Raw genomic sequence first — 14,078 nt, forward strand, 5'->3', positions numbered from 1 at the left:
TTTGCTCTAATTCTGTAAAACTTTGTAGCTTTCTGTCGATATACTTTTTGCTATCTAGTAAAAAGTAACTGCAGGAGGAAGAAATGATTAATAAAAGTCTACAGAGGCAAATTCTTGTGCCATTTATATTGCTCATTATTATGACAGGGGTCGTGGTGAGCGGAGTTAGTTATTTATTCAGTAAGAAAACTACCGTTGAAAATTCATCAGAGAATACATCTGAGCGTATGCATGATCTTGATGAGACGCTCAACGGGTTTTTGAGAGATAGCGGAAATTTTGTATCCGCATATGCAGATTCCGCTACGATTAAGCTTCATGCAAAGGGAGACAGCCCAGACTATATCATCTCTAAGTTTGAAGACTATCATCTAGCAAATAAAGCGATTATGAACAGCTATTTTATTTCAGATGATAAGGAAGTAGTCATGTATCCGATTCCTGCATCACCGGTTGAGGACATGACGTTAACGCCGTGGTATCAACAGGCAACGAAGGATCCTACTAAAGTGTTCTGGACAGATCCTTTCATTGATGAAGCGACAGATCGTCCGGTTGTAAAAGCTGTGAAGGCCGTTGAGTACAGCGGGAAAATCGTGGGAGTAACAGCGATTGATATCGCAGTAAACGATATCTTAACGCTGATGCAAAACGTGAAAATCGGGGACACCGGTTATGCTCTTCTCATCGATAACTCGGGGAATTATATGGTTCATCCAGATGCAAAAAAGCTGGGGAAAAGCGCTACAAAGGAATCTTTTTATAAAGATATTACTAAAAAAGAAGGTACGTTAACTACAAAGATCAATGGTGAAGATAGAGTGGTCAGCTATACGAAAAATGATACAACCGGTTGGAAACTAGCCGGAACTGTCGCGCTTAGTGAGTTTGAGGAAAAGGCTTATGTGATTCTTTTACCGATCGGAATCGCTTTAATCGTCACTCTTTTAGTGGCGGCGATTATTTCGGTTTTCGTTTCAAGAAGAATTACAGTACCGGTGAACCAACTGAAGAATGCTATGCATGAGATTAGAAATGGAAATCTACAGGCGAGCGTTTCTATACAAAGAAAAGATGAGATCGGTGAACTGGCTGCAAGCTTTGATGATATGTCTAACCAGATGCGAACATTGATCAGAGAGATGGCTCAGATTACCGATCATGTAACGGACGCGTCTCAAACGGTCGTTGCGAGTGCAGAGGAAAATTCAGCATCCGCTCAAGAAGTATCAACGACGATGCAGCAGATCGCAGCGGGCTCTTCTCATCAAGCAGAGTTGATGGATGAGAATGCGAAAGCTGCTAACGTGCTGGCTGAGCGTATCGGTACCGTTCATGCGCATGGAGAAAGAATAGAAAAAGCGACACAGCAAATGAATGAAGAATCATTGACCGGTGTAAAAAAGGTGAGCTTGTTAAAAGAGAAGTCACTGATGACAACAGAAATGACGAAAGAGATGATTTCATCAATTAAAAAACTTGATGAAACATCTGGCAGTGTTCAACAGATCGTTCTAACAATAAGCGATATAGCCAACCAAACGAATTTACTAGCGTTAAACGCGGCAATCGAGGCGGCTAGAGCAGGAGAATCTGGAAGAGGCTTTGCCGTCGTAGCGGATGAAGTAAGAAAACTTGCAGAGCAGACCGAGCTTTCCTTAAAAGATATCAGCGCATTGATCACGGATATGCAGCAAGTAACGGAAAACACCGTCGGACAAGTTCAAGAAGCTGCAGCTCTCATTCTTTCACAAAGCGTAGCGGTGGAAGAGACAGAGCAAAGCTTTACCGCGATCTCTACTACAGTTAAAGGGAATGCAGAGGCATTAAAAGACGTGATTCAGTCTGTTGACGAAATGACGAAGCAAAAAGATGTACTGCTTGAAAATGCGTCACATATCTTGGCGATTACGCAAGAAACAGCGGCTGGAACTGAAGAGGTTTCAGCATCAGCAGAACAGCAATCAGCATCGATGGAGCAGTTGAACCATCTAGCCGACCAGCTCGAGCAGTACGCGGAACAGATGCGTACCCACGTCCAGCGGTTTACGTTCTAGGGGTCTGACCCCAAACAAATACATGAATGCCGTTTTTGTCTTTTCCAAAAAGACAAAAACGGCTTTTTCTTTGATACGACTGACTTTTTGAAAAAGGAAAGAGTGTAATTTTACATCTGATTAAAAGGGTCTAAAGCTCTACTACAGGGGTAATCTTGCTTTCAACATAATCTCGGTATTGAGATTTCGAATGGTTAAACTGTTCTAGAAGGGTTGAGGTGTGTACGAAAGGGCACACCGATGGGGTTACATAATAGCGGTAACTGCTCCATTGATATTCTAAGGGGTACATGACCAGGTCGGCAGAAACGGGATTCAAGTGAATGTAGCGGCTAGTGTCTAACAAATGTGAGCGATCTTCGATCAATTCTGCTCCATAGCGACCTTGAAACACATGACCAGTCAGCTCATATTTCTTATTAAAAAACATAGCATACGTTTCATTTAATTCTTTCATGAAATCTCCAGGTGGGGACTTGCTGCACAAAATTTGTAAGTGAGTGTGGTTTGTCATGAGGCAATACGAGAAGAGCTCAACATCGTGCTTTTTAACACAGTGACTTAGAATCTTTAAATAGCGGTGGAAATCCAAGTGGGAATAAAAAAGAGGTTCCCTGCGATTTCCGCGAGTAGTCACATGATAAACAGCATCAGGATACCAAATACGTGGGGATCTAGGAATGTTTTTCACCTCCTTTCAATCGTACCTTAATTATACTTCTTGCAAGTGAATCTGGGAAATGGGGACTGACCCCAAAAAAATTATTTCCCTCGTTGTTTTCAAGCAAAACCTCTATAGCCGTTTTGAAATGCAATCGGTTCGAAACTTTTCTTTTCAGAAAGTTATCTTTTTTTGCGAATAACACCCCACAAAAATGTCGAACTCCGTCTCATCAACAGACTTCCTATCATATTTCCTCGGAAATTATTAAAAAAAGAGAATAGAGTATTACTTTCTACATAAAATAACCCCGTATTTTTTTATAAATCGGAGGTAAAAGTATGATGAATCAAGATTCTAATCAACCAAACATGATTCCTCAATCGGGGAACAACAATCCAGAATTCAACCATGTAAACATGCAGACTGGACAGGTACCTGCTCAATTAAACCATGGCGGACATGAGATGTTTGATGTTCATGAAATGCTCAGCGGCATCGTTGGAACATTGAACTTATATACATTGTGTAAAGGACATGTTCAGGATCCAGAGCTCAAATCGATGCTCAACCGTCACTATCAGCACATTACAAAGGAATACAATGCGTGTGTTCAAGCTTTTCAGACAGGGAAAGATCCAGCAATGCGTACAGAATCATACAAGATGGCGCAAGATAACGATTTTGTATATGGTCTGAAACCTGCTCAACCCGTTAAACCTATTCAAAGCGTTACAGAATTAAACGACCAATCCGTTTCATCTCTAATACTAGGAACATTAAAATCGAACGCATCTTTAAGAGGAATGGCGACACTCGAAGTTACAAATCCTGTGCTTAGACGTGTATTAGCAGATGGAATTCCAAACTGGATCGAGATGGCATATGAATTGTCAATCTGGCAGAACAAGAATCATTATTATCAAATTCCTCAACTGAACCAACAAGATATGACGAGCATGCTCGGCGCATATGCTGCATCCACTCAAGCACAACCACCTCTTCAATAAAAAATGACTTTAACGAGTGCCTCTAAAGGTGCTCGTTTTTACTTTTAACCATACAAAAACAGGGATATCATGAGAAGAAATAGAAAATTTCATAAATGTCAAAAGGACTCGACAATAAGAAATGAATTTGCCATAGTAATGAGTGGACTTATACGGTATTGAAACTTCAGGGGGTTAAGAAATGAAAAAAGGAACAGACTGGCGGTACCGAGTATCGAATAGAGAAGCCATCATGGGTACAGTACTCGCCATTTTGAACTTTATCTGGTGGTATGCATTCGCTTACGGCCTTGGCGGACGCCCTATCAAAGAATACACATACATATTTGGATTTCCGGCTTGGTTTTTTTATAGCTGTATTATGGGATTTGTTGTTTTTACCATTTTAGTTTGGATCATGGTGAAGTTTTTCTTTAAAGAGGTCCCGTTTGAACTTGATGAGACGAGCGATAAAGAGGAGGGAGATGCTCAATGAACTGGGATGTCATTCTTCCTTTAGCAATCTTTTTAATTTTAGTTTTTTTAGTTGGCATCTATACATCACGGCACATTAAAAGTGGACCTTCCTTTTTACAAGATTACTTCTTAGCAGGCAGAGAACTTGGTGGATTTGTTCTTGCGATGACAATGGTCGCGACATACGGAAGTGCTTCGAGTTTTATCGGTGGACCTGGTGCAGCTTATCAATTAGGCCTTGGTTGGGTGTTACTTGCGATGGCACAGCTTGTGACAGGATACTTCACACTTGCTGTACTTGGTAAAAAATTTGCGATTGTTGCACGAAAGATTAACGCAGTCACACTGATAGATTTTCTAAAAGCGCGGTATGAAAGCAAGTGGGTCGTTATTTTGTCAGCATTAAGCATTGTCGTCTTCCTGTTTTCTGCGATGGCCGCTCAATGGGTAGGCGGTGGCCGGTTAATCGAATCATTTACAGGTGTTTCTTATACAACAGCGCTTTTCATCTTTTCAGCTTCGGTCCTCGTGTATGTAATCGCTGGCGGCTTCCGAGCAGTCGTCATCACAGATGCGATACAAGGTGTTGTTATGGTGATCGGAACAGTCATCATATTGGCCGGTACGATTATCGCAGGTGGTGGCATCGAGAACATCATGAGCGAATTAAGAGCGGAGAACCCGAACCTTATCACGCCTTATGGTTCTGATCAATCGCTAACACCTCTTTATGTATCATCATTTTGGATATTGGTTGGTGTTGGTGTAGTAGGCTTGCCACAAATATCAGTGAGAGCGATGAGCTATCGAAATGCAAAAGCGATGCATCGAGCGATGATCATCGGAACGTTCGTTGTAGGGTTCATCATGTTAGGCATGCATCTCGCTGGTGTGTTCGGAAGAGTGGTGCTACCGGGAATCGAAGTGCCGGATAAAGTAATGCCGCTTTTAGCACTCGAAGTATTACCAGGATGGTTAGCGGGTATCGTTTTGGCAGCGCCTTTAGCTGCTGTCATGTCAACGGTTGACTCGGTGCTATTACTCGTGAGTTCTGCAATTATTAAGGACGTGTACATCAATTACATCAAACCAGATGCCGAAGAGCAATTTGTAAAAAAATTGAGTTTCGGGATAACAGCAGTAGTTGGACTGAGCGTATTCGCCATGGCGATCAACCCGCCTGACTTGTTGATCTGGCTGAATCTATTCGCGTTCGGAGGGCTAGAAGCTGCTTTCATATGGCCGATCGTGTTGGGGCTATATTGGAAAAGAGGAAACGCGAATGGAGCGATTGCCTCTCTGATCATTGGTGTTGGATCCTATATGTTCCTTCATCTGAACTATCCAAATCTTTGGGGCATGCACACGGTAGTGCTGCCGATCCTGCTATCCTTGATCGCCTACATTGTGGGGAGTTTCACAAAGGGGGACAGACCCCATACAAATACATTCTAAAAGACAATGTCCACGCTCAGTGGACATTGTCTTTTTTCGTTCTAACATTTTTCCCACCGATTTTTTTCTAAAATAAAATACTAAAAAAACTATTTATAGTAACATCTTACTAAATACCCATTTACAGTGAATGTGGCCGGTGGTAATTTTATAGCAGAATATAATTAGATAAGTGTGGAGCTGTGAAGGTTATTCTGTATGTGGGCGCTTGGATTAACTGAAGCTAGTAGCGCAACCGACCGCTTTCTTTATTCGTTCTCTAAATAAAGGAAGGGGTATTTATTATGGAAATATCACGTAAAGAGAAATTTAGCACAAAGAAAAAGGCAGCTAAGAAATGGTCGAAGATTGTTTTAGCGACTACGATTGCACTTGGTGTAGGTACTACGTCTGCGTATGCGGCAAATCCAAATCTTGCAAACGACTTATACAATAAGATTATGGAATATACGTACCAATCTGAGATCGAGAGTGAGTTGAACAAAGAGAAGAATGACTTGCTTAAAAATGTGAATGTAGCGGTAAAAGGGATCGTTGCTGATGCCAAGAAGGATCTGGATACTAACAAAGAAAAGATCATTCAAGATAAGAAAAAAGAACTTGAAACACACTATAAACAAGAACTAGCTGAAATCACGAAAAGAAAGAATGAAGCCGTTAATAAAAAAACCGAGAACATGAGCACCGATGCGACACGTTCTTCCGAGCAAAAGAAAGCAGACATCTCTTCAGCAATTCAAAAAGAAATTCAAGAGTCTGATATAAATAAAAAATAATAACTTTTTAAAAGAGCGGAATCTTCATTCTCCGCTCTTTTCCTTTTTCTGATATCCTAGAATATAGAAAATCTATGAACGGAGACTCTTTATGAAAAAACTATTTTTAGCGCTCGGTATCCTCTTTGCTGTATACGCGACGGCCATGCTACTTCAAACGACTAACATGGATATGGGACTTGCTGTTTTTTTCTTGTTAGGTGTTCTTTTTCTCGTTCTTTTCTTCCGCTACAACTCAGCTATGAAACTATTTCAAACGTACAAAAAAACGACGCTGACCCTCTTAATCACAACAATCCTTTTTGCAGCAACGCTAGAAACTCTTATTCTTACATCTGCTAACACCGATCCAGAGAAGGTTTCTTCCAAGATAGATTCAATCCTCGTGCTTGGTGGCGGAACGAAGAACAATCGACCAGGTGCCGTACTGAAAGGTCGACTAGATCAAGCACTTGCCTATGCAAAGGAACATCCAAACGTTACGCTCATCGTAAGCGGTGGTCTTGGCTTTGGTAAAACAACGAGTGAAGGGTCTATCATGAAAAATTATCTCGTAGAAAATAGCATCGAAGCGGATCGCATTCAGATTGAGGAAAAAGCAACGAGTACATACGAAAATCTTTTATATACAAAAAAGATGATACAACCAGACGATCAACTGCTCATTGTAACGAGTGATTTTCATCTTTTTCGAACAAAAATGATCGCCAAGCGTGTTGGCATTGAGGCGGAGGGGCTTGGTTCGCCGTTGAGAATTTCATCTGTTCCACAAGCACATGTTAGAGAATATATGGCGATCATAAAAAGTTACTTTACTGATAGATAGAGGAGGGCGGCTTCCATGAAGAAAAATAAGTATCATTGCTGTGCGACGTGTATCAATTTTAAGCCTGAAAAAACAAATCAAGGGATGCGCTATTACTGTGTGCGTCTTGGATATGATACGAAACCAGACTATCAGTTCAATTGTTGGGAGCCGAAACCTCATGTGGTAGAGCTCATGAATAAGAAAAAATAAATTTTGGAACAATTTAACACAAATACCTTGCATTACAAGTTAGTGGCGCATATACTAATGATATATCTTGTTATGCAAGGGATTCTTTTTTTACCCGTAACCCTTGTAATACAAGATAGTGAAATGAGGTGTAGCCACATGTCGAACACTCAGATGTTAAAAGGAATTCTCGACGGCTGTCTATTAGCAATCATCAACGAAGGTGAAGTGTATGGCTATGAGCTAGCAGAAAAGCTAGAATCGTACGGCTTTCAACAAACGAGTGAAGGAACGATCTACCCATTGCTCATACGCATGCAAAAAGAGGAACTTGTTACCACCACGTTAAAAAAATCAACGGCGGGGCCAAGACGCAAATATTATTCGCTTACGCCTAAAGGCGAGGAAGAACTTCAAGCATTTATTGAAAGATGGAACCAACTAAGCCGTTCGGTCGATCACATTTTACAAAAGAGAGGAAGCGGAAAATGAGTGCGCTAAAACATACGTTAACAGCTGAAAGCCAAGATTTCTTAGATAACCTTAGACTCTATTTATTTTCGAGTGGAAAAAAGGACGAAGAGGTGAAAGAGATCGTAGAAGAGTTGGAGGATCATTTGATAGAAGCAGAAAAGCGAGGAAAATCAGTCTCTCACATCATCGGCCATTCGCCAAAAGCTTATATGGAGCAGCTTTCAAACGAAATGTCATTCGATTTTAAATGGATCTCTTATCTCCCGATCATTGTTCTCGGTGTTTTCGCCTATATTTTGCTAGGCGATTCGATGAGAGGGGGCGTGCAATTCACGTTGCTTCAAGTGGTTGGTTATCCAGCGGTTTGTATCATACTAGTGCTTTTTTATTTAAAGATGTTCAAATTTTTAGCAAGCACAAAGCTTTCAAAAACTAAGACGATGATCACCACTTTTATCTTAGGAAGTTTGCCGATTTTGTTCTTTTTAGCTCTTCTGTTTGCAAACGATGCGTATAAAACTCCGGTTGTCATAAAGCTTGGAGCAACAGGAAACATCATTGCGGCACTCGTTGCGATCGCCATCTTTTTAGGAATCGCTTTATGGAGCAAAACCTGGTTCACAATCGTAATACCAACCATGCTTTTCCTACCAGAATTTTTAATCAGTCTAACCTCATTTGAAAAAGAAACGAAAGCCATTTTAACAATAAGTGTGCTGTTTGTAACGCTCATTATCTACAACGTATATACATTTAAAAAAGCAAAAAAAGAGAGCCGAATTTAGATGATCGGCTCTTTTCTCTGAGTAAAATGTGTTTACTAAACAACGTACTTGCACTGAAAAAGCTTACAATGTTACATTGTGTAAGGCTTTACACAGCAAATTAGTGGAAATACTGTTGATAGATAAGGTGATTGATTTTTAGTAAAAGATCACTGATAGAGAAAGGAAATTTGATATGAATCTCCAACTTCCGATTGAAATAAAAGAAAAGCTCCAACAAGATGCAGCGAAACGATTAGAAAATCTACCAAATGAATATAAAGAATTAATTGGGGAGCAGGGATATACAGCGCCTGACGCAGCATTGATTGAGGATGCGGTGATCGCACTTGCTCTCGGAAAAAATGTATTGCTGAAAGGGCCGACGGGGTCAGGTAAGACAAAGCTTGCCGAACTTCTTTCAAACGTGTTCGGACAACCTCTGCACCAAGTTAACGCCTCTGTCGATCTTGATGCAGAAGCGCTTCTTGGTCATAAGACGTTAAGTTATAGCGAGGGTAAACAGGAGATCCAGTTTATTCCTGGACCAGTTACAAGAGCTGCAGCAAACGGGCATTTTCTCTATATAGATGAGATCAACATTGCAAAACCTGAAACGCTACCGATTCTAAACGGAATGCTTGATTACCGTCGTACAATCGCCAACCCATTCACAGGTGAAGTGGTAAAAGCGCAGCCTGGTTTCAATGTCATCGCAGCAATCAATGAAGGATACATCGGAACGGTGCCTTTAAACGAGGCGTTGAAAAACCGTTTTGTCGTGATCGAAGTGCCTTACATTCAAGGTGATACGTTAAAAGAAATGCTGAAGAACCAGTCTCAGCAAAAAGACGAGGATGTATTATCCAAGTTTGTACAGCTGTCGTCTGATCTGATCGGGCAGGCGAAAGCGGGTCATCTGTCTGAGGATGCAGCATCTATCCGTGCGTTGCTTGATGCAGCCGATCTCTCTGTTTACCTGCCGGCGAAGCGTGCCATTCAGCGCGCCATCGCAGACAAGCTTGAAGATGCGCGCGAACGCGCGCTCGTTGCTAACGTAGCCGCAACCCTGTTCGCGTAAGCTGGGAAATGGGGTCAGACCCCATACAATTTATTTCCCACGACGATTTTGGAGGTTTTCCCTAGATGAAATTCCTAGTATTTGCGGATACGAAGATAGATTCTTTTGTTCACATGCAACTGATCGATCTTTCCCGCTCACTCTCAAAAGTGAATAAAATGGACGTTTCGTTCTCGTATCATTCGTACCTCGAGCGAAACAGCGGCGTTACACACGTTAGCCAGTTCTGGAACCCGTACCCACGCGACATTCAGCTTGAAGGCTGGAAATCGGATGTTTATTTGCGCAGCTATGGAACTCAGTTTCACACGGACGACCACGTGATCTGGGGCACTTTGAAGCAGCTGAAATCTCATCCTCACCGGAAATTTCTTAAGCAAGTCCTTCTTTTTGCAGAAGACTATCGATTAGAGGAGATCTGCGTGAAGAACCGACCCGGGATGAAGCATGCTTTTAAGCTTCGAAAAGAAACGTTCCAGGTTCACTACAACCGTGAGTACCGAAAACATATTCAGCAAAAGCGTACCCTTGATGCGCTTTTTTGTCATATCATCCTTTTAGCGAACAAACGATTTGTAGCCGTGCCACAAGAAACGCAGGAACTCTACCAAGAACTACGATCATTTCTAACAAAACTTACAACGGCAAAATCGACTGAAGATATTGCGGCGATCATCACCGAGATGGCTGCTATCACACTAAAATATACAAACTTAAATGATATGAAAACCGCATACCGCAGTTTTAGTAATCCATCAAAAGATAGCCAAACTAACAACGAAACTGATCAGAACTTTGACGACCTCACGCGCAACAACGAAACGAAAACGAAGAAAACGATCATCAAGGATGAAGACTCAGACAAGGACAAAGACGATAAAGAAAAAGAGTCTCATTCCTCTTGGCATGATGAAACATCTGATCCACAAGATTCGTTTTTACAAATGGACCTTGATCAAGGGACTAACACGGATCTGTTAGGAGAAGGTGCGAGGGAAGCGGAAAGTGGTGACGCGGTGTTCGGATCGGTTCAAACTAGCGCTAAAAGTACAGACAACAATGACTTCGACACCCAAAACGAGCATGAAGCCGAAACCGACAACAACCAAAATGGTTCCGACTCTGCAAACCACTTCCCATACGGAGAAGTGAACAAAAATGTCACCGAGCATTTTTTGCCAGCAAAACCAGCAACACCAGACGAAATCGCGCAATACGACGAATACAATCAAGAAATTGCACCATTCGTTTCGCAGCTGAAGCAAAACTTTTTAAAAACGATGGAGCACAAACGAACAGCACCGAGAGAAGATCTTCACTTTGGAAGACTCGGAAAGAAGCTTACAAGACTCGTAACCGATAAGAACCCAAGACTTTTCCGAAAAAAGCAAGAATCTCAACAAGAACTCGATACGACGTTCACGCTACTCGTCGACTGTTCGGCCTCTATGTTCAACAAAATGGAAGAGACGCAAAAGGGGATCGTGCTTTTTCATGAAACGTTAAAAGCTCTTCGGATACCGCATTCGGTAGTTGGCTTTTGGGAAGATGCAGCAGATGCTTCAACGAACGATCAGCCGAACTATTTTCATGAAGTGATCTCCTATCGCAACTCTCTGCATCAATCAGGAGCACCGATCATACAGCTCGAACCTCAAGAAGATAACCGTGACGGATATTCAATCAGACGTATGGGTGAAGAACTGGCTAAACGTCCAGAGCAACAGAAAGTCTTACTTGTTTTCTCAGACGGAGAACCCGCGGCTTTTGATTATGAATCGCATGGTGTACTCGATACACATGAAGCGGTCACCCGTACACGAAAGCTTGGGATCGAAACGATCGGTATGTTCATCGCGAACGGAGAGATCACAGAGGAAGAAGAGAAGTTGATGCAGAACATCTATGGGCCGCAAAACGTAGTTGTGCCAAGTGCTTCAGAGCTTGTCGACTATCTGATGCCCGTACTTCGTAAGCTGCTTTTTAAATCGCTATAAAACGCCAAAACGCCTGGGGGCAGCAAACCCCGAGGCGTTTTTTATGTATGTATCAATACTCCAATAGCTTCAGCCAAGCAAAGATTACTCCAACAAACCCTGTGTAGCTAAAGATTTTGACAGACCACTCTGGTAAGGCTGTTCGAAGCAGGCTTGAGAAAATGCCGACCACAATGATTGCGGCAAGTAAGATGTAAATGGAAATGATATCGAACGGAATACGAAAAGACAGCCATTGTTCCATCGCCAAACCTCCCTAGTAAGGATAATATCGGTCAAAATGCCTATACATGAAGAACAATTTACGAAAAAAAGTCGAATTTTTACGTTTCGAAAATCAGAATAGGAAAGGAGGAACATCGGGCACCGCAAACAGGGCAAACGCATATAGTATTACATATTCGGGTGTTAGGAGTGAATGATGTGAATCAACGTGTAGTAGACGTCATTTTAGCAGAAGCAGAAGAAGAATATTTAGCAAATAATAAAGATGGTACCACGTTTGCTGCAGAACTCGCCTTACTCGCCTCAACGCTTGTGACCGCGGGGGATTTCTTAGCAACGTTCAGTGCAGCGATCGCTCTCAGACAAGTGTACATCGATCAAGCACAGGACCTAAAAGACCAGCAAGAACAAGAAGCTCAGATGAAAGACATCCAAGATCAGATTACGGCGTTAAAAAATGAGATCAAAATGCTGAGGGGAAGAAAGTAAACAATTTTCCCCTCTATTTCTTATGAGATCAATCATACTCTTTCTTCTTCCACTCATCTTCAGGCATCTCAAACTCATCGCTCGAAAATCGTTCTTCTTTAAACGGGTCGCCATACATATGAAAGCCGTTCTGCTCCCAAAAGCCTGGCTGATCCTCTTCTAAGAACTCGAACTTGCGAATCCACTTGGCGCTTTTCCAAAAATAAAGATGTGGAACAATGAGGCGAAGCGGAAATCCATGCTTGTCTGTTAGTGGCTTGCCGTCAAACGAGTGCGCAAGAATAACATCATCGCGTAACAGGTCTTGAAGAGGAACATTCGTCGTATAATCGTAATCGGCGTGGACCATTACATACTTTGCTTTAGGGTCCACATCAAAGTACTTTAAAAAATCGGTAAACTTAACGCCTTCAAACGCATTGTCGAACCGTGACCATCTCGTCACACAGTGAATATCACGGACAACTGTCGTTTGAGGCATCTTCATGATGTCTTCAAAGCTAAATTCGACACGTTTTCCTACGAGTCCTTCTACAGATAACGACCATTTTTTCATATCGTAAACAGGAACTTCTCCTTCATGAAGAATGGGGAACTTTTTTGTTTCAACCTGCCCAGGAGGCAAACGGTCATCCAGTTTTTCATCGGCTTCTGGGACACGCATCTTTTTAATACGGTCCGCTTTGTTAAGGTCCATACATGAACATCCTTTCTTTACTGGTAAAAAAGTTAATACTGCTTTTCTAGATGCTTTTGGATGCGGTTGATTTCCGCTCCAGGTTGCTCGCTTTCCGCGGGCTGTGCGGTGAGCCTCTTAGCGCTTTGCGCTGTTAAGAGTCTCACCTGTCTAGCTACAGTGGCTAACCCCTCGAGGTCAAAAGTCAAACGGTCATGAAGGCAAACAAACGCCTTCCTAGTCCGTTCGCCTTTTGCTTGTCGGGGCTGGACGAGCCACTTTCACTTTTGGAACTGTCCCACTGATCCCGCAGGACAAGGAAGGCTTCGGCAGCGACACATCGCACGAAGAAAATTTGAAGTTCAATTTTCGAGGAGTCTCACACCTTCCGCTCCAATCAACTATCTATGAAGTTAATGATAGAGCAGCATCCAACAAAAAAACGCCCTCTTTTTTTAAAAAAAGAGGACGAATGGTTCTGTTCACATCCTCTTATCTTTCAGTCTGTAAAACTGTTAGATGTAGCACCGTGCCTAACAAAATAGGTGGTTGCCGGGCTTCATAGGGCTAATTCCCTCCGCCTGCTCGAAATAAGAGACCGATAAATCGGCTTTAAACGATATTAAAAGTTACAACTATTATACAATCCGTACATGAAAAATCAACTTAGAAAAGAATCAGCAACAAAAGACATCTCACGAGAAATACCAAGATACAGTACGACAACGCCAAAAACCGCTGTACTGATTAAGAAAAAGTAAACGATTTTTTCTTCCGCTTCTTTTTCACTCTGCCTTTTTTCTGATTCCGTCGACTCACTCTTGCCAGAGCCTTGAGACGTTTTTTTCTTTTGCTTACCCTTACCAAGACCAAACATAGCTAAAATCCTCCGCTCTTTACAGCTGTTTCTGTTTACAGTTTTTCAATAATGAGCGGATTCTAAACAAAAAAACCTCTAGA

General features: G+C 41.9%; 16 protein-coding genes and 2 riboswitches. Of the genes, 12 read left to right on the forward strand and 4 right to left on the reverse strand.

The annotated features are described in order from the left end of the window. Nucleotides 1-83: 83 nt before the first annotated feature. Entirely contained in the window at nucleotides 84-2,057 is a 1,974-nt protein-coding gene (locus tag FS458_RS01850; protein WP_144697195.1) for a methyl-accepting chemotaxis protein, read from the forward strand. 130 nt (nucleotides 2,058-2,187) lie between these two features. On the opposite strand, the gene FS458_RS01855 is transcribed toward FS458_RS01850, so the two are convergent. Next, nucleotides 2,188-2,748 carry a transposase gene (locus tag FS458_RS01855; protein WP_144697199.1) on the reverse strand — a complete coding sequence of 187 codons (561 nt, stop codon included), beginning with the start codon at nucleotides 2,746-2,748 and terminating at the stop codon, nucleotides 2,188-2,190. 341 nt (nucleotides 2,749-3,089) lie between these two features. Here FS458_RS01855 and FS458_RS01860 point away from each other — a divergent pair, with 341 nt between their 5' ends. From FS458_RS01860 to FS458_RS01900, 10 genes are all read left to right on the forward strand, one after another. Continuing rightward, on the forward strand, nucleotides 3,090-3,728 hold the full coding sequence (locus tag FS458_RS01860) for a spore coat protein (protein WP_144703201.1): 639 nt from the start codon (nucleotides 3,090-3,092) through the stop codon (nucleotides 3,726-3,728). A gap of 181 nt (nucleotides 3,729-3,909) precedes the next feature. After that, a complete protein-coding gene (locus tag FS458_RS01865) occupies nucleotides 3,910-4,203 on the forward strand; it encodes a YhdT family protein (protein ID WP_144697201.1) in 294 nt (97 codons plus the stop codon). Next, entirely contained in the window at nucleotides 4,200-5,639 is a 1,440-nt protein-coding gene (gene panF, locus FS458_RS01870; RefSeq protein ID WP_144697204.1) for a sodium/pantothenate symporter, read from the forward strand. The genes FS458_RS01865 and panF overlap by 4 nt, the downstream gene beginning before the upstream one ends. A 167-nt stretch (nucleotides 5,640-5,806) precedes the next feature. Then, nucleotides 5,807-5,889, forward strand: a riboswitch (cyclic di-GMP riboswitch). 34 nt (nucleotides 5,890-5,923) lie between these two features. Next, nucleotides 5,924-6,415, forward strand: coding sequence for a hypothetical protein (locus FS458_RS01875; protein ID WP_144697207.1), 492 nt, complete (start codon nucleotides 5,924-5,926; stop codon nucleotides 6,413-6,415). Nucleotides 6,416-6,506: 91 nt separating this feature from the next. Next, the gene (locus FS458_RS01880) at nucleotides 6,507-7,241 is read left to right on the forward strand and encodes a YdcF family protein (RefSeq protein ID WP_144697210.1); all 735 of its coding nucleotides are present in this window, start codon (nucleotides 6,507-6,509) and stop codon (nucleotides 7,239-7,241) included. Nucleotides 7,242-7,256: 15 nt separating this feature from the next. Beyond that, complete coding sequence (locus FS458_RS20510) at nucleotides 7,257-7,433, forward strand: hypothetical protein (protein WP_186320413.1); 177 nt, start codon at nucleotides 7,257-7,259, stop codon at nucleotides 7,431-7,433. Between the two features lie 138 nt (nucleotides 7,434-7,571). Beyond that, complete coding sequence (locus tag FS458_RS01885) at nucleotides 7,572-7,904, forward strand: PadR family transcriptional regulator (protein ID WP_144697213.1); 333 nt, start codon at nucleotides 7,572-7,574, stop codon at nucleotides 7,902-7,904. Then, the gene (locus FS458_RS01890; protein WP_144697216.1) at nucleotides 7,901-8,671 is read left to right on the forward strand and encodes an HAAS domain-containing protein; all 771 of its coding nucleotides are present in this window, start codon (nucleotides 7,901-7,903) and stop codon (nucleotides 8,669-8,671) included. The genes FS458_RS01885 and FS458_RS01890 overlap by 4 nt, the downstream gene beginning before the upstream one ends. A 175-nt stretch (nucleotides 8,672-8,846) precedes the next feature. Then, complete coding sequence (locus FS458_RS01895) at nucleotides 8,847-9,731, forward strand: ATP-binding protein (RefSeq protein WP_144697219.1); 885 nt, start codon at nucleotides 8,847-8,849, stop codon at nucleotides 9,729-9,731. 65 nt (nucleotides 9,732-9,796) lie between these two features. Beyond that, nucleotides 9,797-11,728, forward strand: a complete 1,932-nt coding sequence (locus tag FS458_RS01900) for a vWA domain-containing protein (protein WP_144697222.1) — start codon at nucleotides 9,797-9,799, stop codon at nucleotides 11,726-11,728. 52 nt (nucleotides 11,729-11,780) lie between these two features. Here the strand turns inward: FS458_RS01900 and FS458_RS01905 are convergent, their stop codons facing one another. Continuing rightward, nucleotides 11,781-11,972: a hypothetical protein gene (locus FS458_RS01905; protein ID WP_144697225.1), complete on the reverse strand. Its 192-nt coding sequence runs from the start codon at nucleotides 11,970-11,972 to the stop codon at nucleotides 11,781-11,783. Between the two features lie 179 nt (nucleotides 11,973-12,151). Between FS458_RS01905 and FS458_RS01910 the strand changes: the two genes are divergently transcribed. Then, a complete protein-coding gene (locus FS458_RS01910; protein WP_144697228.1) occupies nucleotides 12,152-12,442 on the forward strand; it encodes a hypothetical protein in 291 nt (96 codons plus the stop codon). A 28-nt stretch (nucleotides 12,443-12,470) separates the two neighbouring features. Here FS458_RS01910 and FS458_RS01915 read toward each other — a convergent pair whose 3' ends face one another. Together FS458_RS01915 and FS458_RS01920 are read right to left on the reverse strand one after the other, a co-directional pair. Continuing rightward, nucleotides 12,471-13,139, reverse strand: a complete 669-nt coding sequence (locus tag FS458_RS01915; protein WP_260858261.1) for a sulfite oxidase-like oxidoreductase — start codon at nucleotides 13,137-13,139, stop codon at nucleotides 12,471-12,473. A 468-nt stretch (nucleotides 13,140-13,607) separates the two neighbouring features. Beyond that, nucleotides 13,608-13,715, reverse strand: a riboswitch (SAM riboswitch). A 64-nt stretch (nucleotides 13,716-13,779) separates the two neighbouring features. Next, complete coding sequence (locus FS458_RS01920; RefSeq protein ID WP_144697231.1) at nucleotides 13,780-13,995, reverse strand: hypothetical protein; 216 nt, start codon at nucleotides 13,993-13,995, stop codon at nucleotides 13,780-13,782. Nucleotides 13,996-14,078: the final 83 nt, after the last annotated feature.

This window comes from Fictibacillus phosphorivorans, from assembly GCF_007673525.1.
Taxonomy (GTDB): domain Bacteria; phylum Bacillota; class Bacilli; order Bacillales; family Fictibacillaceae; genus Fictibacillus; species Fictibacillus phosphorivorans_C.

Coding starts and splice junctions, on each gene's coding strand:
- FS458_RS01850 (WP_144697195.1), top strand. CDS start 84: ATGATTAATAAAAGTCTACAGAGGCAAATTCTTGTGCCATTTATATTG.
- FS458_RS01860 (WP_144703201.1), top strand. CDS start 3,090: ATGATTCCTCAATCGGGGAACAACAATCCAGAATTCAACCATGTAAAC.
- FS458_RS01865 (WP_144697201.1), top strand. CDS start 3,910: ATGAAAAAAGGAACAGACTGGCGGTACCGAGTATCGAATAGAGAAGCC.
- panF (WP_144697204.1), top strand. CDS start 4,200: ATGAACTGGGATGTCATTCTTCCTTTAGCAATCTTTTTAATTTTAGTT.
- FS458_RS01875 (WP_144697207.1), top strand. CDS start 5,924: ATGGAAATATCACGTAAAGAGAAATTTAGCACAAAGAAAAAGGCAGCT.
- FS458_RS01880 (WP_144697210.1), top strand. CDS start 6,507: ATGAAAAAACTATTTTTAGCGCTCGGTATCCTCTTTGCTGTATACGCG.
- FS458_RS20510 (WP_186320413.1), top strand. CDS start 7,257: ATGAAGAAAAATAAGTATCATTGCTGTGCGACGTGTATCAATTTTAAG.
- FS458_RS01885 (WP_144697213.1), top strand. CDS start 7,572: ATGTCGAACACTCAGATGTTAAAAGGAATTCTCGACGGCTGTCTATTA.
- FS458_RS01890 (WP_144697216.1), top strand. CDS start 7,901: ATGAGTGCGCTAAAACATACGTTAACAGCTGAAAGCCAAGATTTCTTA.
- FS458_RS01895 (WP_144697219.1), top strand. CDS start 8,847: ATGAATCTCCAACTTCCGATTGAAATAAAAGAAAAGCTCCAACAAGAT.
- FS458_RS01900 (WP_144697222.1), top strand. CDS start 9,797: ATGAAATTCCTAGTATTTGCGGATACGAAGATAGATTCTTTTGTTCAC.
- FS458_RS01905 (WP_144697225.1), bottom strand. CDS start 11,972: ATGGAACAATGGCTGTCTTTTCGTATTCCGTTCGATATCATTTCCATT.
- FS458_RS01915 (WP_260858261.1), bottom strand. CDS start 13,139: ATGGACCTTAACAAAGCGGACCGTATTAAAAAGATGCGTGTCCCAGAA.
- FS458_RS01920 (WP_144697231.1), bottom strand. CDS start 13,995: ATGTTTGGTCTTGGTAAGGGTAAGCAAAAGAAAAAAACGTCTCAAGGC.